The following is a 22,350-nucleotide window of genomic DNA, read 5'->3' on the forward strand; positions in this document are numbered from 1 at the left end:
AGAGATGGACGATGCCGATTCGGAACTGGAGAGCAGCGCTCAATCGATTTGATATAGAATTTGGTGAACGCATCAGCGCTCACCAATAGCCCCGCGGTGAACTTACACAGAAATATTTACAGGGTCCGATTCATCAATCAATATTTTGCTTTTGCATTTAATCCTTTTAAGAATGTTTAGTATTTTGAAAAACCAAACTTCTCGTGTTATTAAATTTCCCCTCTTTGCGGCCCTACTCCTCTCTGCTCTTCCTGTAAAAGCGCAAGTAGACGCAGGTGCCTTGCAACGGAATTACCAACGCCAGCTGACAGAGCCTAATTCACAACTTCCGAAAGTTACGGTACCCGATGCCAAGCCATCTGAAACAGTCAAAGATAAAGGGCCTCGCTTTACTGTTCGTCAATTTATCTTAGAGGGGGTTAAGGCGATTCCAGAGGAAAAAGTTCAAGAAGTTCTCAAGCCATGGTTAGATCAATCCGTTGATTTTGATGAGCTACAGAATGCTTGTGATGCCATCATGGAGCTCTATCAGAAAAACGGACTGAATGCTCAGGCTTTATTACCCCCCCAGAAAATCAGTCAAGGCCAAGTGCGTATTCTGATTACAGAGGCAAAACTGGGCAGTGTAATAATCAACCAACCCGATGGCCCAACTCGCTTTTCGCCTGAAGAGGCCAAAAAATACATTACCAATAAAAATCCAATCGGCGAGTTACTCAATAACGATAAACTGCAGAATTCTTTAATTTTGCTTAAGGAAACGCCTGGTTTAGTCGTGCGCAGCAGTCTAGAACCGGGTGATAACGATGGAGAAGTTAGCGTAAAAATGGACCTGAGTGATGACCGGTTAGCCACTGAGCGCTTGGAAATCAATAACTATGGCAGCCGCTTGACTGGTGCAAATCAGGCTGTAGCAGGATTACAGCTCTCGGACCCCCTCGGCATTGGCGATCAAGCAGGCCTTAGCGTCATTAGCTCTGTAGGCTCTCAGTTTGGTCAGGTCACTTATTTGGCGCCAATCGGTTACGACGGATTTAAGGCTGGGGTCAATGCCACCTACCTAAATTACACCAATGTGAGCAACTATAAATACCCCAACGGAGGTTATGGCACTGCTTGGACGGCAAGCCCGAACGTGACATACCCCCTAATACGCTCAGAGCAAACCAATGTCAGCCTGAATGCAGGCTACTTTCTGAGCTACTACACCAACTACAATATCACCGGTAACACAGTCAGCAGTGCCTACAGTACTAACTCGGCGACCTTTGGCTTATCTGCCAATCATGCCGATAGCTTTGCGGGTGGCGGATCTTCATCGGCATACCTGGTTGCAGAGAGTGGTAACGTGGCTATTTCCCCAACGAGCCCCTCAAATTATGGGGTCTACATCCCAAACAGTTACAACAAGTTGAACTTCACGCTAAGTCGTAGTCAACAATTAACTGAAGATGGGTTGAATGCGGCGACTCTGGTTGTGAATGGTCAATTTGCATCTTCCAACCTAGTGTCCTCTGAGTTGTTCTATCTAGGTGGCCCGCAGGCTGTCCGAGCGTATCCAGTTGCGCAAAGTGGCGGCGCACAGGGTGGTGTAGCTAGCCTCGATATCAATCATAAATTGTGGGACAACTACACGATTTCAGCCTTTTACGACTATGGTCTTGTGCAGCAATATCGCACTAACGCTGCCTATACAGCTCTAAAAGGTTTAACAAACGCTAATAACACCTACTCACTCAGTGGTACTGGCTTAAGTCTGAAATGGAACTCTGGGGGCTGGGCCTTACTTGGCATGGTTGCTTGGGCTATAGGTAAAAACCCACTGTATAACTCTAGCGGACAAGCAGTCAATGTGGATAGCACTACTACTAAGCCCTTGGGATGGTTTAGTGCAGCTTATAACTTCTAGGCTTAAGTTCAGTTTATTTAAGCTGTAGCTTGCTTAAAGCTTATTCGCAATAGCAATCTGTACTAAGTCTGCAATGCTATCAACTTCCATTTTTTTCATGACATTGGCCTTAAAGATCTTAACCGTGGCGGGAGTAATAGCCAGTTCCTCGGCAACTTCTTTACTCATTTTTCCTTGGACTAGCAGCGCGAAAACCTCTTTCTCTCTGTAGGTCAAGCGGGCGTATGCCTCTAATGAGGCCCGCTGAGAACCGCGGGTTTTTTCTTTTTCAAGTTCTAAATTTAGGGCAGCCTCTACAGCTACAAGCAATTGATTAAGTGGAAAAGGCTTGAGAAGGAAGTCACTTGCGCCATTTTTCAAACCCTGAATGATGTCGACCTTTTCACTATCCCCGCTAATAAAGATAATGGGGATACTTTCACGCTTAATCATTAATTCTTGCTGCAGCTGTAAGCCAGTCATCCCCGGCATGCTCATGTCTAACACTAAAACAGCAGGAGAAGTCAGCGGAGAATGGTTCAAAAAAAGCTGTGCTGACTCAAAAGCATGAATTTCATGGCCGGTCCTTGCAAAGGCCCTCTCGAGGGAGACCCTCATAGAGTCATCATCATCAACAATGTAAATGTGGCAATTTGTTTGCATACGCTCATTCTACTATTTCATTTAGTGAAAATAGGACTTGCGTACTTCAGATTACTGCTGGGTATTAAAGAGTTCCAAATTTGTTGGGACAGGCAACAATGGTAAATGGAGCGTAGTTTTAGCGCCCCCCTCTTTTTGATTGCGAATTTCCAATTTCCCGCCATGGTTCTCTAAAATGGTCTTGCTCAACCAGAGCCCTACACCCATGCCATCCTTCTTAGTCGTTTGATATAAGCTGGGGCCTTTTTTCAAGAACTCCTCTGGAAAGCCGGGTCCATTATCCTTAAACTCAATCATGATCTCTTGATCCTTGTGAATCAGGTTAATCATGATTTTGCGATTTTCGCTAAGCTGCTGTAGGGCCTCTATTGCGTTATTAATAGCGTTTAGCACCACCATCTGAATTTGCCCAATATCTCCTTTGATTTTGCATCCTGGAGGAATGATTGCCTCAAGGGCAACCTCATGCTCAATGAGCTCCTTATGGAGTAATTTACAAACATCATTAATTGTTATAGAAAGATCAAATTCCTCAAAGGCCTCCTCACCATAAACAAAGAGTTTGCGTAGCCGCGCAACTACCCCACCCGCCCTTTGACTATCCGCCAAGATGGACTGAGTTAACTCATTACAGCGCTCCAATTGATCTTCTAGGTTAAGGGCTTTCATACTGGCAAGTTCTATTTGCAAGAGCTCAGCAGTCAGGCTGATTGCCCCAAGCGGATTATTAATTTCATGGGCAATAGAGCGCATCATATTTCCCATGCTATTGGCTTTAAAAGCGGTCGTCATCGACTTCAACAGTCTATTTTTCTCCCTAATCGTTTTCTTCAAGGAGGCATTGAGGTCTTCAACCTCTTTTAGTCTCTCTAGCTCTTGCTGGGCCGCATGAATCTCAATGGCCTGTTCAATATTCTGCTTTTCAATCTCTTTTTTGCTAGTCAGGTCAGCAACTACCCCTTCCCAAAGAGTCAAGCCACTCGATAGCATTCTCGGTATTGCTTCAAATTCAAACCAATAAGTCCGTCCTTGAATGAGCATGCGGCCTTGCCAATTAAATGGGCGCTTTTCCCGGATACATTCCAAATAAAGACTAATGAAATGTTCATACTCCTCAGGATGAAGGCGGCTAAAGGTGATATTGGGGTCGGCTAATGCAGCCTCCTTCACCATATCAAACATCTTTAAGAAACGCTTACTTAAGAAGGTAAACCGCATGCTATTACTAGCAGTTACCTCCATTGCATAGGTGCCCATCGGGATATTTTCTGTAAGGCTTAATGCAAGGCCTTCAGTCAATTTTCTCTGTGTCAAATCTAGAAAAGATAGACATAAAGAACCCTGCACAACAGTAGCGCTAATCATCACATCTAAAATCTGGCCAGATTTTGCCTTGATCATGGATTCTCTGGGGGGAAGATCCTGATTATTCCCTACCGTCTTGGGCAAAACCTCATTCCACCAAGCCAGCACTTGGTCACGATAAGCAGTATTTGGGTAAACCAATCTAAACCAATCAGAAATAGTCGGTAGATCGCCAATCTGATATCCAAAAATCTCCGTGAATTTAGCATTCACGAATAAAGTTTTACCGTCTCGGTCCAGACTGGTCCACATATGGGGAATCGGCAGCTCTCGTAAAATTTTTACGGTTTCTTGTTCAAGCACGAGGTTGTCGGCTAGTGCATTTTTTAAGGGACTTAAATCCGTGAGAACTCCCTGATAAAAAAGAGAGCCTATTGCGGGTGGCTTAATCGTGGCCTCAAAAGAAATATGTCTTAATTCACCACGACAATACGCCATACCCTCCCAGTAGATATCTTTACGCGCTTTGACGCAGGCTTGTAGTTGAGCTAAAAAGCGAGTTTGGTCTGGTTGAGGGATTAAATCCAAGAAGGCTTTTGAATGGGAGAGAATTGCGTCTCTATCTAGATCCATGAAGTACAAAAATCGTTCGGAGACAAAGCAAAATCGGGGGGCTACAGTGGCACCTAAAATCCCCTGACGAACTAGATTAGTAGGGATTTTGATCTCGAAAGCAGCGCTCGGAATATCTTGATTAAACGGCGCCTTTTCGACAATCCACTTGCGCAATAGGTAGCTGAAATAGCTTAAAGCAGCAATCGCAAGTAGGATGAGCAAAATTTCCATAGTCAAAATACTAAATACCCATTCTCCGCGAGGCGATTAGATCACAATATCTTTTAATCCCTTGCTACCAGGTGGGCTGATTGGGGGCTCGCTGGGTGCTGGAGCAGCAGGTTGATGTGCCTTAGCTGCCTCTATTAGAGTGCGTTTCATTGCCTCAGCACTACCAGCCAAACTAAACCGCGCTACTGTAAAGGCGCCATTGGATAAAGGAAATGCAAACCCAATTACTTCTGCATTTTTACTGGCTTCCAATACTAGGTTAAAGGGTACGAGTATCTGAAAAACAGTACCGTTGATTTTTGCGCACTCCACAGAGATAGGTCCACTAACAGCACCACTATTGACTAAAGCATAATATTTTTCCCCAGGCTTACAATCAAAATTTTGGTGCACATAAAATAAGCAAGAATCTCTACTACAAAAAAGGCCAAAAGAAGAGCCCGAGTCATTAGCAGTATGAGCCTCAGTAGTATTGTTAGTAATATCAACTATCCAATTTTTATAAGCTACAGATTCTGCGGCTATTGCGCAAGACTGGCCAACAAATAAGAGACAAAGTATCAAAATTATGCTCGTCAGTGACGCTTTTATGACCCCACAAAAAAAGAGTGCTAGCTTTTTGAAAACATCGTTTTGCATAAAACCTCGTTATTTATTGGTAATTTACTCAGTATTCTCACTATTCTCAGTATAAGTGCACTATATACCGCCTTTTATTTTGAGTTCAAATATGGGGTGACTAGCTACTTTGCGGGAAAATAAGCTCTGTATGCTTTAGCCAATCCTCCAGCATCATCACCGGAATTTGAGCTTCATAAACAAGCTCTTTTAATATTCCTCGAATCTTGAATAAACCGTTTAGCCTATGAAACAGAGGCACGTCGATTTTGATCTGATTTCTTAATAAAGGTTAAGATTTAGTATGAATTTAACCGTCAGCGCCCCAATTGCCTTTGATTACCCTCAGCAAGATGCTGCTGGGGTTACTTGTACTGCCAAGGCTTGGGCCAAGACTCCACCGCAGCTTCATGGCTCTGAAAAGGCTGCTGTGATTGCACGCATCAAGCAACTCTTGATTGAAAAAGATGCAGCCTTAATCGCTCACTACTATGTCGATGGCGATATTCAAGATTTAGCATTTGAGACTGGTGGTTTTGTAGCTGACTCTTTAGAGATGGCCCGCTTTGGCAAAAATCACGCTGCCAAGAATTTAATCATCGCTGGTGTGCGTTTCATGGGTGAATCTGCAAAAATACTTAGCCCTGAAAAACGCGTGTTCATGCCCGACCTCGATGCAACCTGCTCGCTTGATCTTGGTTGCGATGCTTCAGACTTTGCAGCATTTAGAGCGGCGCATCCTGATCGCGTTGTCGTGGTGTATGCAAATACCAGCGCTGCAGTCAAAGCCCAAGCCGATTGGATGGTAACCAGTTCTTGTGCTTTAGCGATCGTGCATCAACTCAAAGTTGAAGGCAAAAAAATATTGTGGGCACCCGATCGTCATTTGGGTCGCTACATTCAAGAGCAAACCGGTGCAGATATGCTGTTATGGAATGGTGCTTGCATTGTTCATGATGAATTTAAAGCTGTGGAGCTTGAACTTTTGAAGGCCGCCCACCCCAACGCAATGATCTTGGTTCACCCAGAGTCCCCGCAAGCAGTCGTTGACCTTGCAGACGTTGTAGGCTCTACTTCTGCCATGATTAAGGCTGTGGTTGAAGGCACTGCTACTGAGTACATTGTTGCTACTGATAACGGCATCTTGCATCGCATGCGTCAGCTAGCCCCAAATAAGAAACTGATTGAAGCGCCAACTGCTGGCAATAGTGCAACTTGTAAAAGTTGTGCGCACTGCCCTTGGATGGCCATGAATGGCCTACAAGGAATTTTGAATTGCCTAGAAAACAAATCTGGTGAAATCTTCATCGAAGAACCTATTCGCGTTGAGGCTTTAGGTTGCATTGAGCGCATGCTCGACTTCACCAAAAACCATCCTGACCTTTTAGCTAAAGCGCAGCATGGCTTTGTAAAAAATATTGGCGCCGCTTAATTTTTATATTGATATATGTTTGAATACAACGAAACCTTAGAGCAAGCTCGCCAACGAAATATTCATGATGCGCTCATGGAAGATATTGGCACTGGTGATTGGACTGCAAAGCTCGTTCCAAGCAAACCAGTAAAGGCGCAGCTCATTGTCCGTCAAGAAGCTGTACTTTGTGGTGTGGATTGGTTTGAAGGCACACTCAAGAAGCTTGATCCCAACTCCAAAGTAACTTGGCATTACCTAGAGGGCGACATGATGAAACCCGATACCAAGGTTTGCGATATTGAAGCTGACTCACAAGCCCTGCTCTCTGCTGAACGTACTTGTATTAATTTCCTACAAACGCTTTCTTGGACAGCTAGCATTACACGTCAGCACGTTGATGCAATTGCAGGTGCTAGCCCGAATCCAAAGGGCTGCGCGGTATTGGATACACGTAAAACCGTTCCGGGATTACGTCAGGCTCAGAAGTATGCAGTGCTCGTTGGTGGCGGGAAAAATCAACGTTTAGCACTGTGGCACGGCATTTTGATTAAAGAGAATCATATTGCTGCTGCTGACAGTGTTACGGCAGCCTTAAAGAATGCTCAAGCACTTAATGCTGGAGTGGATATTCAGATTGAAGTAGAAAACTTTGCCGAACTTGAAGAAGCTTTAGCTGCGGGTGCGAAAAGTATTTTGATTGATAACTTCAATACCGATCAAATGAAGCAAGCTGTTGCCATTACCGCTGGACGTGCTTTGCTGGAAGCCTCTGGTGGTATCAACCTAGATCAAATGCGCGCCATTGCAAGCACTGGCGTTGATCGCATCTCCCTTGGAAAACTCACCAAGGATGTGAATGCGGTTGATTTCTCGATGCGGATTTTGTAGCAATTTGGTTATACCAATAGCACTTGAATACCCTTAGTTTCAATTAGCTGAAGTAGCTTGGCAGCGGCACCGCTAGGGTGTTTTCCAGAACCTGTCGACTCCCATTTTTGAACTGTAGAGACACTTACATTTAGTAGTGAGGCAAAAATGGATTGACTCATTCTTGCTTGATGAATGCGTATATCCGTCACTTTTTTAGGTGTAAATAATGGTGGCTTTTCTAAGCAAAGGGTCTTCATTTTTGCATAATCATGCTTAGTTAAAAGACCGTGCTCCTCCAATGCCTGCGCCATTTCCAATAGCTCGTCAAGCACCCTTCTATCTTCAGATTTTAATTTTTTACTCATTGCAATTTAGCTCCTTCAATATCCCAGCCCTAACTAGTACCCGCAATCTATTTTTATCTGCCTTTTCGAATGACTTAGCAATAATCGTTGCCGCCTCTTGCTCCACATTACTAAAGTCAGAGCCGGGATAACTCTTTTCCCTGCCAACGATAAAAATAATTGCTTCCTTGTTTTTCTTGGCAACAATAGTGCGAATGCCCCCGCTTTTGCCCTGACCTGGAAGTGGGATTCTCTTTTTACATACCCCACCACCTAAGTCAGCCTCATAAACTCCTCGCTCAATCTCTCTAGCAGCATTACAAAGTTCTATAGCTCCAATAATTTTTCTTGCCCAACGATCGAATGTTTTTGTTTTTAAGACTATTTTCATAGTCGAGATTTTAATGTATAGCACTCAGTGCTATAACATTGTATCCGACAATGAATTAGGGTTGCAAGTAACCGGCATTTATAGAAGAATTCCGTGCAAATCTATAGAGTTAAATGACACAAGCTATGCGCGCCATGTGAGAAGCCTGGTATCTACAACGCGAGAGGGAAGATGAAAAACAAAACTACAAGCCCCTATGATGTGGCAGAACATTTGCGCACACCCCAGGAGATGGCCCTCTATCTTCAAGCATGCATTGAGGAATCAAATGGAGATGTTGAATTTATAGCAAGGGCTTTGGACGATATAGCTAGAGCCCAAGACACAATCCTGAAACCCAATGGGCCAGGGTGCCCTGGGATTTAATACATTACTTACGCTTGCGAGCAAACGCACTAAATTACCCTTCCCTACCCTTATATATAACCTGCTTCTCCAGGGCGTTGCGAATAAATTCAATATTGTTTCGCAGGCTATAACAATCCGCAGTTGCTAGCTTGGCCGCCTTCGAGCCAAGCACCCTTCGCTCCATCTCATTAAGTACCTCAATATATTCACTGCGACGATTAGGGTCAAAGGTTTGAATCGTGTTCTGCTCAAATTTATCCAGCTCTTTATAAATTGAGTTAATTTGCTTCTTAGCAAGATTAGTTCTGTAAGTCGGTATTGACTTAATGACTGGGTAAGCAAAAGCAGCAAAGGGAAGCAAGAGGAAGAACATGCGCTCCAAGAACTCGGCGAGCCAAAATGGCAAATACTTCATTAATGTCGGAGTGCCTTTTTCATAGAAGAACTTGGCCTCATCACTCAATGGCGCTTCGGTATTCATATAGGCCGGAAACTCTCCCGCTTTAGAAAAATAGGATTTGTTGCCGTTAATTTCTCGGGCAGCCTCAAGAAATAAAACTTGGATAGCAGGATGCAGGCGGTTATCAATTAAGAGATTGGTGGTCGTGGAGATCAATTGAATAGGATGATCCGGAATATTTTTCCCGAGATCAAAGCCGCCCATGGGCACCGTCACTTCTTCAAAATATGGCAACAAACGGGTATAGGCATCTGCACGCGTGAATGAAGCCAGTTTAATTCCTGGGTTTTTAATGAGTCTTTGTACGTTTGGTGAATCAAAACCATCCACTAAAATAACTGCATCGATTTCACCGCGCACCAAGGCATCAACACCTTCAGCATTGCCAAGTCCGAGTAAATTAGGGGCGTCACCATTCAAGCCATTGAGTTTAAAAATATTCAGCGCCTGAGTACGCGTTCCACTTCCCACCGGGCCTATATTGATTTTGAGTTTGGCTATATCTCTATCGGATATATGAATACTTTCATTAAAAGCGTTCTTACGGTAAAACATCCATACTGGCTCATAGTCAACGCTACCAAGGGATTCCACACCAGAGAGATTGTCTGCTGCAATCATTCCGCCCTGAACAAGGGCCGCTTGGATTAGATCCTTGCGATCAATTAAATGCTGTAGATTTTCTTTAGAGCCATGGGTCTCCACCAGTTCGAGCTTAATTCCCTTTTTCTCAAAATAGGTCTTATATTTTTCACCCAAGACTTTGTAGGAGCCACCGGTACCAGTTGCCATTAATACTTTGTTCGGTGGCGCAGGCTTTGCATACCAAACCAGGATGGATAAGGCAAGAATTAATAAGAAAACAAGTGGCCAGACTTCTCTTAAAGCACTAAACCAATTCTTGATTTCATCTGCTGCCGTTTGATAAACAGCAGAGATATGTTCGCTGACTTCTTCTTTAAAACTGGCCATGAAAATCCTCTTAAGATATGGCTAGCTTATCATCAAAAACCCTGTTTTTAGCAGTTGAAATGGGCTTTTATGTGGTTGAATCGCTCTCAGAGCCCTCGGCTTGAGGGGTCAAGATAGTCGGATAAGAAACTGCCCAAGTACCTGGGTAGTCGCGGCTGTAATGTAGTCCACGACTTTCTCTGCGCATCAAGGCTGAGCGCACGATGAGCTCTGCGCACTCCAAGAGGTTTCTGAGTTCAATTAAATCGCGCGTTACTTTGAAGTTGGCGTAATACTCTTGCACCTCATAGCGCAACAGCTTAATGCGATGTAGGGCCCGCTCAAGACGACGATTGGTTCTCACAATGCCAACATAATTCCACATCAAAGAGCGTAACTCATCCCAGTTATGGGCAATAACAACTTGTTCATCGGCATCTTCAACCTGGCTCTCATCCCATAAAGGAAGAGCAGGCATCACTGGGGTCTTGAGATTGGATATGTCTTCTGCTGCTGCCTTACCAATGACTACGCACTCTAATAATGAGTTGCTTGCCAAACGATTGGCGCCATGAAGACCGGTATAGGTTGCTTCGCCAACTGCGTAGAGGCCAGGCAAATCCGTGCGGCCTTTAAGGTCTGTCACAACGCCACCACAGGTGTAATGCGCAGCAGGCACCACCGGAATAGGCTCCTTGGTGATATCTAAACCGAGACTCATGCAACGCGCATAGATCATCGGGAAATGTTCTTTAATAAAAGCTTCGCCTAAATGTGTAGCATCTAGATGGACATAGTCCAAGCCGTGCTTCTTCATTTCAAAGTCAATAGCACGGGCAACGATATCGCGCGGCGCTAATTCGTGGCGATCATCGTGGTCAGGCATGAAGCGTGTGCCATCAGGCAGTTTGAGCAGACCACCCTCACCGCGCATGGCTTCGGTAATCAGGAATGTACGGTCACTTGGGTGATACAGACATGTCGGATGAAATTGAATAAATTCCATATTGCCTACTCGGCAACCTGCGCGCCAAGCCATAGCAATGCCATCGCCTGTAGCGGTATCGGGGTTGCTGGTGTAGCGATAGACCTTACCAACGCCACCTGTAGCCAATACCACTGACTTTGCTTCGATGGTTTCTACACGATTGTTTTTAATGTCGAGTGCATACACACCATAACAACGATTTGGTTTAGTTCGTTGCGTCTTAGCATCTAGCTGACGATTGGTAATGAGATCAAGCGCAATCCAATGCTCCAAGATCTGAATATTTTTATGCTCTTTGGCTTTATCCAACAGCACTTCATGAATGGCTTTACCAGTAGCATCCGCGGCATGAGCAATACGGCGATGACTATGCCCGCCCTCACGCGTTAAGTGCAAACCCATTGGACCGGATTTATCTTCTGTGAATGGAACGCCTTGATCTACCAACCAACGAATTGCATCAGCGCTTTCTTCGGCGATATAGCGTGCAGTGGATTCCACTACAAGTCCTGCACCTGCGTCTAAGGTATCGGCCACATGAGAATCAATACTGTCATGTTCTTTATCAACGACCCCAACAATGCCGCCTTGTGCCCAAGCTGTAGCAGCTTCTCCTAAGCCCCGTTTAGCCATCAAAATCACTGGCTGAGATTCAGCCATATGGAGGGCAACGGTTAAGCCGGCTAATCCAGCCCCAATAATAAGGACAGGAAGATCGGCGTTTGCAGTGGTATTTAAGGAGGGTTTGGAACTGGCCATAGGGGGTTCATTCTAACTGGCATTAGAAATAGGGGTTGCCGTTAAATTCCTTTGTCACAGGACGCAAAAGGAAGCAATTCGTCTAATTTAGACTCAGAAAGCGACAGAAGACAGTTAGCCACAAAGGTGGGTGGTAGCTCTGGATTATCTATGCACGCGCGCTCCAATCGCGTCAAGAATTGAGCCTGCTCTTCGTCGGAATAACCATTCTCAGCAATTATGGTCTTCACGTAACGACATAAATTCCGCTCTAACATTGGGTACTTGCTGCCTAACCGATAGAGAGCAAAGACTTCACCTTAGCCCTTACTTCAGTGAGGGCCTCAGGATTCACTGTATTTTTATATTTTGCTTTTCTTACTTTCCAATCCAGAGACTTAACTTGGTCAGACAAGATAACAGATTGCACCCCATCGATCTCAACCAGCACCTCAAAGGGGTAACCTTTAATCTGAGTTGTTAATGGGCAGCAAACCAATAAATTTGTTTTTTTGTTGTAACCCTCTGGGGTCAAGACAACAGCAGGTCGATGACCAGCCTGCTCCCTTCCCGCCTGAGGGTCAAACTCTAGCCAGACTACATCACCAGCCTCTGGCACGTAAGCCCTAACCATTAGAGAATCTCTTTGCCAACGGGCCCACCAAAGTCGGCCTCATCATGCAAATTCTTAGCGGTAATTCCGGACAATAGCTCATCCAGTGGATACTCTTGTTTAGCCATTGGCTCAATCACAATTCGACCCTTTTGCACTTTTACAGAAACAAGTTGATCAATATTCAATTGGGCGGACTTCATCACCGCAGCATTTAAACGCAAAGCCGGACTGTTGCCCCACTTTTTAATAATTGTTTGCATATGAACCCCTCTTAATGTATCTACATTGTATCTACATCACCCAATTCAAGCAAGCCAAAAAGAAAAACCCCGCCACAAGGACGGGGTTTTAGGGGTCTGTTCAAGCTAAACGTTAGACATTTCCTTAGATCCACCTGGGGCATTTGTACCGTACCCCATGATCTTGGCTGCTTCTCCGCCTTTAGCCAGCTTCACAGCGCAATACTTAAACTCCGGAATCTTGCCAAATGGATCTAGCGCTGAATTGGTGATCAAGTTAGCCGCAGCCTCGTAGTAAGCAAACGGGATAAAGATCACACCCCTTGGTGTACCGTCGTCTCTTCTCACGTGAATACCAACCTCGCCACGACGAGACTGAACGGTGATTACATCGCCCGCTGTAACGCCTAACTGGGTCATATCTTCACCATTCATCGATACAGTAGCCATAGGTTCAATCGCATCGAGCACAGTGGCACGACGCGTCATACTGCCGGTATGCCAATGCTCTAACTGACGACCAGTAATCAATACAAATGGATATTCAGCATCAGGACGCTCATTCGCCGGAATGATATCGGCCGGCACTAACTTCACTCGTCCATCTTTGGTATCAAACTTGTCATTAAAGACAATTGGACGTCCTGGATCTTCGGCAGATAAGCATGGATAGGTAACGCTAGATTCTTTTTCTAGGCGCTCCCAAGTAATGCCGTTGATGGCACCATGCATTGCTTGACGCATTTCGTCATAAACCTCAGCAACACCGGCATCAGGGCCTTGGTAATTCCAGGATAGACCCATGCCTTTAGCAATCTCTTGAATAATCCACAAGTCAGGCTTTGCGTCACCAGGAGGGTTAATCGCTTTCTTACCCATCTGAACCATACGGTCAGTATTGCTAGCTGTGCCAACTTTTTCAGGCCAAGCACTTGCAGGCAGTACTACGTCAGCAAGCAATGCTGTCTCCGTCATGAAGATATCTTGTACGACCAAGTGCTCAAGAGCCGCTAATGCATGACGAGCATGATTCAAATCGGGGTCACTCATCGCAGGGTTTTCACCTTCGACGTACATACCGCGAATCTTGTCCGGATCGGAATCAGGAGCAGTGATCTTATGCATGATCTCCACAACGGTATAGCCAGGTTTTTTATCTAATGGTGTACCCCAGAACTTCTCAAACCAAGCATGTGCTTCTGGATTATCAACACGCTGATAGTTCGGGAACATCATTGGAATCAAACCAGCATCACTAGCGCCTTGCACATTATTCTGACCGCGCAATGGATGCAATCCTGATCCAGACTTACCAATTTGACCAGTGATACTCACCAAAGCGATTAAGCAGCGGGCATTATCAGTACCGTGAACGTGTTGACTTACGCCCATGCCCCACAAAATCATTGCAGACTTAGTAGTAGCGAATTCTCTAGCAACTTCACGCAATGTTTCTGCAGGAATACCGCAGATTGGCGCCATTGCTTCAGGGCTGTAGCCTTTAATGTTTTCTTTTAAGGCTTCAAAATTATTGGAACGATTTTGAATAAAGTCTTTATCAACCAGACCTTCTTCAATAATTGTGTAAATCATGGCATTAAGCATCGCCACATCCGTATCTGGCTTAAATTGCATCGTGCGCCAGGCATGCTTACTGATTTCAGTCGCACGTGGATCACACAAGACAATTTTGGCGCCACGTTTAGCGGCATTCTTAAACCAGGTAGCTGCTACAGGATGGTTAGCAGTTGGATTAGAGCCAATCAAGAAAATCAAACTGGAATGCTCAACATCATTAACCTGATTACTTACCGCACCAGAACCAACGCCCTCGAGAAGCGCGGCTACCGAGGAAGCGTGACATAGTCGAGTACAGTGGTCGACGTTATTACTACCAAAACCGGTACGAACCAACTTTTGGAAGAGATAAGCCTCTTCATTGCTGCCCTTGGCAGAACCAAAGCCAGCCAAGACTTTTAAACCATGCTGATCTTTTAACTTCTTCAGGCCGCCAGCAGCAAATTCCAGAGCTTCTTCCCAGCTTGCTTCACGGAAGATATCGGACCAATCTTGCTTACCTTCAAGCATAGACTCATCTTTAGCAACACCCGCTTTACGAATTAATGGTTTGGTGAGGCGTTGTGGGTTATGGATGTAGTCCATACCGAAGCGACCTTTAACGCATAGACGATTGTGATTGGCTGGGCCATCACGACCTTCAACGCTGACAATCTTTTCATCTTTAACGTTGTACGTAATTTGACAACCAACGCCACAGAACGGGCAAACAGAATCAACTTTGCGATCAACTGTTTGTGAACCAATTAAACCCTTAGGCATCAATGCACCCGTTGGGCAAGCTTGTACACACTCGCCACAGGCAACGCAAGTACTGTCACCCATCGGATCATTTAAGTCGAATACGATCTCACTGTGACCGCCACGCATGGCGTAACCGATCACATCATTAACTTGCTCTTCACGACAAGCACGTACACAGCGATTACATTGAATGCATGCATCCAAATTCACAGCCATCGCTGGATGGGAGATATCACTACTAACTTTTTCACGACGCAATGCTTTGAGTTCCGGACGAACAGTCACATCCATACGGGCAGCCCAAGTACTCAGCTCACCATGCTGGTTTTGTTGCTCTTCTTCTTTGCTATCGCCAACCCACTTAAAGCCTTCATCAGGCATATCGGAGAGCAACATCTCCAGAACCAGCTTCTGGCTCTTAACAGCACGCTCGCTATTAGCCTTCACATCCATTCCTGGAGTAGCACTTCTACAGCAGCTTGGCGCTAATGTACGCTCGCCATTAATTTCCACTACGCATGCACGGCAGTTACCGTCAGGACGGTAACCATCTTTAAAGCATAGATGTGGAATATCAATACCGTGTCGTTTGGCAGCCTTAAGAATCGTTTCGCCTTCATACGAAACGATCGTTTTGCCGTCTAGCTTGAACTCAACGGTTTGTAATTCGAGTTCTTTTGGATTTGTGGGTGCGTTCATGTTTGTCTCGTTATTCCCTGAATATTATTTAAGTGACTTCCTTATGCAACTTCTTCAGGGAAATATTTATGAATACAACGAATAGGGTTTGGTGCCGCTTGGCCAAGACCACAAATAGAAGCATCAACCATCACGGTGGCTAAGTCCTCTAAGGTTTCTTGATCCCATGACTTGGCTTGCATCAACTTGGCTGCTTTACCTGTGCCAACACGGCAAGGTGTACATTGACCGCAGCTCTCATGTTCAAAGAAATGCATCACGTTCAATGCCATATCGCGCGCTTTGTCTTTGTCGCTAAACACCATGACTGCAGCAGAACCAATAAAGCATCCATAAGGTTGCAAAGTATCAAAGTCGAGCGGGATGTCATTCATGGTCGCCGGCAAAATACCGCCGGATGCGCCACCAGGTAAATAACCATAGAACTTGTGGCCATCTTGCATGCCACCACAATACTCATCAATCAATTCTTGAATAGTGATACCGGCTGGTGCCAACTTGACACCTGGTTTATTCACGCGACCACTAACGCTAAAGCTACGTAAGCCTTTGCGATCATGACGACCAAAAGAACTAAACCACTCTGGCCCACGCTGAACGATATCGCGCACCCAGTACAGCGTCTCAAAGTTGTGCTCTAGGGTTGGGCGTCCAAACAAACCGACTTGTGCAATATATGGAGGGCGCATACGCGGCTCACCACGTTTACCTTCGATACTTTCAATCATGGCAGATTCTTCACCGCAAATATAAGCACCAGCACCACGACGTAATTCAATATTCGGCAATGCAAAAGGCGGATTAGCTTTGAGTTTTGCTAATTCAGCTTCAAGTAACTCACGGCAGCCGTGGTACTCATCACGCAAATAGATATAGCAAGCATCAATACCAACCACGCTGGCTGCAATTAACAGGCCTTCTAAGAAGCGATGTGGATCGCGCTCTAAGTAAGTGCGATCTTTAAATGTTCCTGGTTCACCTTCGTCGATGTTCACTGCCATCAATTTAGGTGCTACTTGATCTTTCACAATGCGCCATTTGCGACCCGCCGGGAATCCTGCACCGCCTAAGCCACGTAAGCCAGAGCTTTCCATTGCCTTGATGATGCTTTCAGCGTCCTTCTTGCCTTCGAAAATTTCTTTAGCCAAAGCGTAACCGCCTTGAGCACGATAAGACTCGTAACCAACATAGTCAGGAGAAACAGCCTGCATCTCACCCTGAGGAGAAACGCCCTGCTCCGCCAAAGCAGCAGGATCAAAGACGGCATCGTCTTTAGCCATTGGCTGAGTGGTCAGCTTGTTATTAACAGCAGCCTGTACTTTGTCTGTCGTTGCAAACAGAACTGGATATTGATGAACTACTGCTACTGGGGCTTGCTCGCAACGTCCCACGCAAGGAGCTGCGGCGACTTTGATATTTGGATTACCTAAGATACTTGGCAACTTGGCCAATAGATTTTGTGCCCCCGCCAATTCACAGGCAATACCATCACAAACGCGAATAAGGATGTCTGCTACCGGATCGTTTCCACGCACTACTTCAAAGTGATGATAGAAAGTAGCTACTTCATATACTTCTGCCATCGGCAGATTCATTTCCTTAGCAAGCGCGACTAAATGACGATCATGCAAAGCGCGATACTCATCATTAAGCTTGTGAAGATTTTCAATTAATAGATCACGACGATGTGGCGCATTACCAATGAGCTGGCGAACTTCAGCAACGGAAACATCGTCTGCTTGACGTCCTTTCAATTTGCTCTTTCGGCGAATGGTTTCCCTCAAATCATCTGCGGTTGCAACGGCAACTGCTTTGACTTCTCCAGAAGGCTTTGGATGATTCATAGTTCGTAGTCTCTAATTTTCTATTTATTGCTATTTTGTGCTCAGCACCAATGCAGAGCGTTGTCACACTTTGCCCATCAAAAAAAACCTTGCCAATCCAAATACTTGGCTAGTTATGATTACGCAAAATAACGCATTATTTTGGGTTATTTATACCCCTAAGTCCTTGACGGCGCTCAAGGACTTATATAAAGGGTTTACCCTACTAAAGGAGGGATGGTGAAGGCTGGTCACCAGGAGGCAGGGAGTAGTCCAACTTACGCTCATAGAGCCTATCCTTGTAGCAATCTTGGTAACCCTTACTACCAATTTGCCAGCCAATCGAAGTACAGTCGTCCTGGGCTGCTGATTCAATGGAGCCGCAACCCACTAGGCCAAGGCTAGCAATCAATGAGGCGACAGAAATAATGCGCAATTTTGATGAATTCATGGCCTCAAGTCTACTTGATTCTGATCTCAACATCGAGAGGTATACCCTCTTTTCCTACCTCTACAGTCTTCACATCTCCCAGCTGAACACGGTCCTTTAGGCTTGGATCAGCCTTAACCATGAAGCCGTAGGCCGTCTTCGCCCTACTTTTTGCCAATTCCTGAAGCTCGACATCAGTGATCTCTATCCCAGAAATCAACTCCTCATGCAGTTGCTCATTGCGCTTCTCGCCATCTGGAAGAGTCAAAAGACGTTGACCAAGCTTGATGCGCCCTATGTATTGGGCATATGCCGCCTTCAGGCCTGACTGTACTTTCGGGTCTGTAAATGATGGAGTGGGCACTGGTTCGCCAGGTGCCAACTTAAATCCGGCATCTTGCAAAATGGCGCTATCTGCCTTAGCTCTTGCAAGCTCTTTCTTATCCAGCACAGGATCATAAGTACCAATGATCTCTAAGCTCGAGTTCGGACGCTTCACCAAATACTCGCCAAATTTTTCCAGGCGATCTTGATCAGCAACCAGGAAGACTGCTTCTCCAGGCACAGCATTAACACCCTCTTCGCCACCCATTCCTAAAATAGATGCAAGAGCTCTAAATGGTGCTGTTGCTACGTTTGTTAGAACATTACTAATGGCCTGCCAAACCAAACCACTGGCACTAAATTCTGGGGAGTCGACATTGCCTGCGATGCGAACCGTTACGTCAATCGTGTCATCAGAGTCTTCTAATAAAGCAATTGCTAAGCCTAGCGGTAATTTTTTGCCAGTAAAGTCCGGCACCTCATCACCCAGCACCACCTTCTTAATAATGATCTGATTACTTCCATTGAGTTCGCCATCATTGGCTTTGTAATTGAGATTGAGGTTTAGTCGTCCACTGGTAATTTGATAGCCTGCGAATGTCATCACTGCTGGATTGAAGGCGGTCAGCGGAAGGTTTCTAAAACTCATCAAGATGTCATGATTGCGTCGTGGATCATCAAATGATGCTTGACCCTTTACTCGCATACCTCCCGAGCCAGCAACAATACCATCCATCGCCACAGTGGCAAATCGACCAGGAGTATTGCTAACCCCCAAAAGAGTGGCATTGAACCTCTTCACATCCACCTTGAAATTAGGACGCATCGCCATATCTGAAAAGTACACTTCGCCATTCTTCAGAAGAGTGGATCGAATATCTAAATTAAATGTGGAGATAGTGCTCACCTTAGACCCAGCTACAGGCTCGGACTTTAATTCTATTGTTCGCCTGGCAAATAACCTTCTAAAGTTTGAGAAGCCCTCTTCATTAATTTCAAATTGCAGGGTTGGTGCATCAATGGCCAACTGATCTATCGCGAGACTATTGTTGGAACCCTGCTTTAACTTAACTGATTGATATTCAAATTGAAGAATATCTGCCGTCTTCCAAACAATCAGAGGATTTTTTTGACCCTTCTCCAGTATTGCTAAGTCTGAAATATGAATATCACCCGCAACTGAATCAGTCTCACCGCCTATTTTCACAGTTAGATCGGCGTTCATCAAGCCACTGGTGCCGATGAGCTCTTTATTAGCCGGCAATAGAGCGACGATTGGCGAGGTTGCAAGACTGTGAATTTCTAACTTGCCATTAACTGACTTCGAGCCGGTATTGAAATCCCAGCGTGATCGTATCTCACCCTCATCCAACCTCAAGTTGAGCTGCGCGCCTAAGTTACCTGGCTGAGGATTATCCAATCCACCTGTAATAGCAACATGGCGATACGCAATAGTTTTATTGATTCCAGGTATGAAGAACTGCAAGGCACCAAGATTAAAGTCGTATTGACCACGGACCCCGGTTACCAAACCATTCTTATCGTAATTGGCTACATCAAGCAACCTCATCGTAAACGGGTTGAGTGATTCTTTTAATTTGCTCGAATCATCCACCAAACTTAAAGAAGCTGAACTGACGATAATTTCATCGATCGATATTTTGAGAGGCTTCTTGAATTCTTTGGGATCTGAAGGGGGTATCGCCTTTTCAACGGCGGCAATCAATTCCTGCCAATTCCAGGACCCTGCGTGAATGCCCTTAGTTAGACTCTTTTCGACCAACACCTTAGGTTCTTCCAACAAAATCTCATCAAAGCCCAGCTCCCCTATAGCCAGCTTTGTCCATTTGAGAGTAATTGCCAGCTTTTTAAATTCCAGTAATTTAGAGCCACCCTCTTTTGCCAAGTGGAGGCCATCAAGCTCCACCCTCAGCCGCAATGGAGAAAGACTGAGGTCTTGATAGGAGATCTCATAACCAATCGTGTTGCCATATTCAGTAAGGGACTTTTTAATCAATCCAGGCAACAACAAATGGCTTCCCAACCAAAATAAGGCGGCTATCAGAATAAAAAATCCTGCCAAAAGGAGAGACCATCGCTTTATTCGGGGGTTTGTGAGGGAAAGCATCTACTTGTCTTTATAGGTCAATATCAGTAACAATGAAAATGAACGCAGAATAATAAATATACCCCCTCAGGAGACCCATGAAAACATTCCTCAAAAAACTGGCCTTATCTATTACGTGCCTTACCACCCTATCGATGGGTGGTGTTGCTAACGCCCAAAACTCTGATGGCTTTACCGATCTGATTGATGGCGTTAGCTTAAGTGGCTGGAACATTATTGGTAGCGCCAACTGGGTCATTGGTAACGGCATTGTCGAAGGCAATAAGCCCAATGGTTTTTTAGTCAGCACTAAGACTTACAAAAACTTTGTCATCAAGGCTGAGTTTTATGCAGAGTCTAATACGAATAGCGGTATTTTCATTCGCTGCCAAGACCCTAACAAGGTGAGTCAATCCACTTGTTATGAAATTAATATTTGGGATACCCGTCCTGAACAAGCTTACGCAACCGGCGCTATTGTGGATGTTGCTAAAGTTGACCCGGTACCTAAGGCCGGTGGACGCTGGAACACTATGGAGATTATTGCAAATGGCTCCAACTTTAAGGTCATGATGAATGGTGTAGTCACGGTAGCTAATGGCCAAGATAGCAAATATTCTGAAGGACCTATTGCCCTGCAATCTGCCGGTGGCGTCATTAAATTTAGAAAGCTACAGATAAAGCCGCTTTAAATTATTGAATACTGATTTCGTAGCGATCGCCACATGCCACGGGCCTCAGGGCCTTGGCCTCTTGGAGCATTTTGACTAAGCCGTAATGAGACATTGTTTTTAGCGTGCGTGATAAGTTCCCCTGCTTTCTTCCGGTAAGCTCTGCCAACTCAGAAATCGATACAGGCTTAGTTGCTCTAATGACATGTAAAAGAGCCCTGTTTTCGTCGCTCAATACCTGCGCCAGTGAACGCATCGAGGTAAACCATATCTTCGGATCAGATGCTTTTGGTTTTAGATCGCCTTTAGCAATGGCCAAGACGCGTGCCCGAATATCTTTTTGTGATGCAATCCCTATTTTGATGACTTTCATATATCTTTATCTACCTTTAAGACTTTATCAACATCGACAAAAAAATCACTTAGGAGTTGGTGCGCATCCCTAAACTCATAGACAACGCCTGGGTCACTTGAACTACGATGCCTGTGATCGAATGCCAATTTTCTACCTGAATAGCCTGCTCTAAACCTTACCGCATGAGCATTGTCATAACCCAAAATTCGCAAGCCTTTGGGGTTGTGCAAGGTTAATGAATAGCGCACCCCGTGCGGTACTGCCTCGCTAACAGCTACCTCCCAAGCCTCAATCTTTACCCAGTAACCATCGCCTTGATCAATGACCTCTTGGTGCAGATCTAAAAGAGTGATAACTCCACGATTTCCCATCACTCATGATATATCACCAGATGATATACCAAAAGTAACAGCCCCGCTTAAATTATGGGTTTATTTTGCTGGCGGAAAGCCTGCTTTTTGCTCCCACATATTATTAAATACATGGATGATTGGCTTTTCATAAACACCCGCCTTGGTATAGGGCTCATCCTTTAACCAAGCTTCCACATCTGCCCTGCTAGGAAAGTCGATTGCGAGCAAGCTACCAACTGTAGTCTTACCGTCATCAGAAGTCATCGGTCCAGCAAAAGCCATGCGGTCAGAAAGTTGCGCCAAGTAAGCGCGATGCTCTGGTCGGATTTGTACTCGCAAGTCAGCAGTACCAGGCTTATCCATCAACAAAATTGCATAGATCATGTTTTCTCCATCTTTTAATTGGTTTTATTTTTGAATCTCAATTAGGAAGATATTACGGTAAGTTCCAAAGAAAAAACCACCCTCTGAACTGACCCCCAAAAGTTGGACGCTATGTCCAACCAAGGGGGTTTTGTTTTATGAGCAAGTACAGCAAGCAGTTCAAGCTAAAGGTAGTTAAAGAGTTTCTAAAGTCAGGCGGTCTT

Annotated in this window: 20 protein-coding genes; 4 read left to right on the forward strand and 16 right to left on the reverse strand. The window is 45.1% G+C overall.

Annotation, left to right across the window (positions count from 1 at the left end; translation table 11 throughout):
• The first annotated feature begins 184 nt into the window (after window positions 1-184).
• A complete protein-coding gene (locus VC188_RS10890) occupies window positions 185-1,909 on the forward strand; it encodes a ShlB/FhaC/HecB family hemolysin secretion/activation protein (RefSeq protein ID WP_323483982.1) in 1,725 nt (574 codons plus the stop codon).
• A 33-nt stretch (window positions 1,910-1,942) separates the two neighbouring features.
• Here the strand turns inward: VC188_RS10890 and VC188_RS10895 are convergent, their stop codons facing one another.
• From VC188_RS10895 to VC188_RS10905, 3 genes are read right to left on the reverse strand one after another with little or no spacing between them, the layout of a single operon-like run.
• Window positions 1,943-2,551, reverse strand: a complete 609-nt coding sequence (locus VC188_RS10895) for a response regulator transcription factor (RefSeq protein ID WP_323483983.1) — start codon at window positions 2,549-2,551, stop codon at window positions 1,943-1,945.
• 51 nt (window positions 2,552-2,602) lie between these two features.
• Window positions 2,603-4,702 (reverse strand): PAS domain-containing sensor histidine kinase, encoded by a 2,100-nt coding sequence (locus VC188_RS10900; protein ID WP_323483984.1) that lies wholly within the window; start codon window positions 4,700-4,702, stop codon window positions 2,603-2,605.
• A 36-nt stretch (window positions 4,703-4,738) separates the two neighbouring features.
• On the reverse strand, window positions 4,739-4,954 hold the full coding sequence (locus VC188_RS10905) for a hypothetical protein (protein ID WP_323483985.1): 216 nt from the start codon (window positions 4,952-4,954) through the stop codon (window positions 4,739-4,741).
• Between the two features lie 670 nt (window positions 4,955-5,624).
• On the opposite strand from VC188_RS10905, the gene nadA reads away from it, so the two are divergent.
• Both nadA and nadC read left to right on the forward strand, forming a co-directional pair.
• Window positions 5,625-6,752: a quinolinate synthase NadA gene (nadA, locus tag VC188_RS10910; RefSeq protein ID WP_323483986.1), complete on the forward strand. Its 1,128-nt coding sequence runs from the start codon at window positions 5,625-5,627 to the stop codon at window positions 6,750-6,752.
• Window positions 6,753-6,767: 15 nt separating this feature from the next.
• Entirely contained in the window at window positions 6,768-7,622 is an 855-nt protein-coding gene (gene nadC / locus VC188_RS10915) for a carboxylating nicotinate-nucleotide diphosphorylase (protein ID WP_323483987.1), read from the forward strand.
• A gap of 8 nt (window positions 7,623-7,630) precedes the next feature.
• On the opposite strand, the gene VC188_RS10920 is transcribed toward nadC, so the two are convergent.
• From VC188_RS10920 to VC188_RS10965, 10 genes are all read right to left on the reverse strand, one after another.
• Window positions 7,631-7,969, reverse strand: a complete 339-nt coding sequence (locus VC188_RS10920; RefSeq protein WP_076024163.1) for a helix-turn-helix domain-containing protein — start codon at window positions 7,967-7,969, stop codon at window positions 7,631-7,633.
• The gene (locus tag VC188_RS10925; RefSeq protein ID WP_216243596.1) at window positions 7,962-8,339 is read right to left on the reverse strand and encodes a type II toxin-antitoxin system RelE/ParE family toxin; all 378 of its coding nucleotides are present in this window, start codon (window positions 8,337-8,339) and stop codon (window positions 7,962-7,964) included. Before VC188_RS10925 ends, VC188_RS10920 begins: the two co-directional genes overlap by 8 nt.
• A gap of 400 nt (window positions 8,340-8,739) precedes the next feature.
• The gene (locus VC188_RS10930; protein WP_323483988.1) at window positions 8,740-10,119 is read right to left on the reverse strand and encodes a TAXI family TRAP transporter solute-binding subunit; all 1,380 of its coding nucleotides are present in this window, start codon (window positions 10,117-10,119) and stop codon (window positions 8,740-8,742) included.
• Between the two features lie 67 nt (window positions 10,120-10,186).
• Entirely contained in the window at window positions 10,187-11,845 is a 1,659-nt protein-coding gene (gene nadB / locus VC188_RS10935; RefSeq protein WP_323483989.1) for an L-aspartate oxidase, read from the reverse strand.
• 271 nt (window positions 11,846-12,116) lie between these two features.
• Complete coding sequence (gene mazF, locus VC188_RS10940; protein ID WP_323483990.1) at window positions 12,117-12,458, reverse strand: endoribonuclease MazF; 342 nt, start codon at window positions 12,456-12,458, stop codon at window positions 12,117-12,119.
• Window positions 12,458-12,700: a PbsX family transcriptional regulator gene (locus VC188_RS10945; RefSeq protein ID WP_323483991.1), complete on the reverse strand. Its 243-nt coding sequence runs from the start codon at window positions 12,698-12,700 to the stop codon at window positions 12,458-12,460. Before VC188_RS10945 ends, mazF begins: the two co-directional genes overlap by 1 nt.
• Before the next feature lie 105 nt (window positions 12,701-12,805).
• Window positions 12,806-15,700 (reverse strand): formate dehydrogenase subunit alpha, encoded by a 2,895-nt coding sequence (gene fdhF / locus VC188_RS10950; protein WP_323483992.1) that lies wholly within the window; start codon window positions 15,698-15,700, stop codon window positions 12,806-12,808.
• Between the two features lie 41 nt (window positions 15,701-15,741).
• Window positions 15,742-17,544 carry an NAD(P)H-dependent oxidoreductase subunit E gene (locus VC188_RS10955; protein WP_323483993.1) on the reverse strand — a complete coding sequence of 601 codons (1,803 nt, stop codon included), beginning with the start codon at window positions 17,542-17,544 and terminating at the stop codon, window positions 15,742-15,744.
• Between the two features lie 205 nt (window positions 17,545-17,749).
• The gene (locus VC188_RS10960; RefSeq protein ID WP_323483994.1) at window positions 17,750-17,974 is read right to left on the reverse strand and encodes a hypothetical protein; all 225 of its coding nucleotides are present in this window, start codon (window positions 17,972-17,974) and stop codon (window positions 17,750-17,752) included.
• 10 nt (window positions 17,975-17,984) lie between these two features.
• On the reverse strand, window positions 17,985-20,405 hold the full coding sequence (locus tag VC188_RS10965) for a DUF748 domain-containing protein (protein ID WP_323483995.1): 2,421 nt from the start codon (window positions 20,403-20,405) through the stop codon (window positions 17,985-17,987).
• Window positions 20,406-20,482: 77 nt separating this feature from the next.
• On the opposite strand from VC188_RS10965, the gene VC188_RS10970 reads away from it, so the two are divergent.
• Window positions 20,483-21,076, forward strand: coding sequence for a DUF1080 domain-containing protein (locus VC188_RS10970; RefSeq protein ID WP_323483996.1), 594 nt, complete (start codon window positions 20,483-20,485; stop codon window positions 21,074-21,076).
• Between the two features lies 1 nt (window position 21,077).
• Here VC188_RS10970 and VC188_RS10975 read toward each other — a convergent pair whose 3' ends face one another.
• Genes VC188_RS10975 through VC188_RS10985 form a run of 3 tightly spaced genes read right to left on the reverse strand, consistent with a single transcriptional unit; the run spans window position 21,078 to window position 22,147 of the window.
• The gene (locus VC188_RS10975) at window positions 21,078-21,428 is read right to left on the reverse strand and encodes a helix-turn-helix domain-containing protein (protein ID WP_072583575.1); all 351 of its coding nucleotides are present in this window, start codon (window positions 21,426-21,428) and stop codon (window positions 21,078-21,080) included.
• Window positions 21,425-21,781, reverse strand: coding sequence for a toxin-antitoxin system TumE family protein (locus VC188_RS10980; RefSeq protein WP_323483997.1), 357 nt, complete (start codon window positions 21,779-21,781; stop codon window positions 21,425-21,427). The genes VC188_RS10975 and VC188_RS10980 overlap by 4 nt, the downstream gene beginning before the upstream one ends.
• Before the next feature lie 60 nt (window positions 21,782-21,841).
• Window positions 21,842-22,147 (reverse strand): YciI family protein, encoded by a 306-nt coding sequence (locus VC188_RS10985; RefSeq protein WP_215319997.1) that lies wholly within the window; start codon window positions 22,145-22,147, stop codon window positions 21,842-21,844.
• Window positions 22,148-22,350: the final 203 nt, after the last annotated feature.

Origin of the sequence: Polynucleobacter sp. MG-28-Ekke-A2, from assembly GCF_035012985.1 — a bacterium.
Taxonomy (GTDB): Bacteria; Pseudomonadota; Gammaproteobacteria; order Burkholderiales; family Burkholderiaceae; genus Polynucleobacter.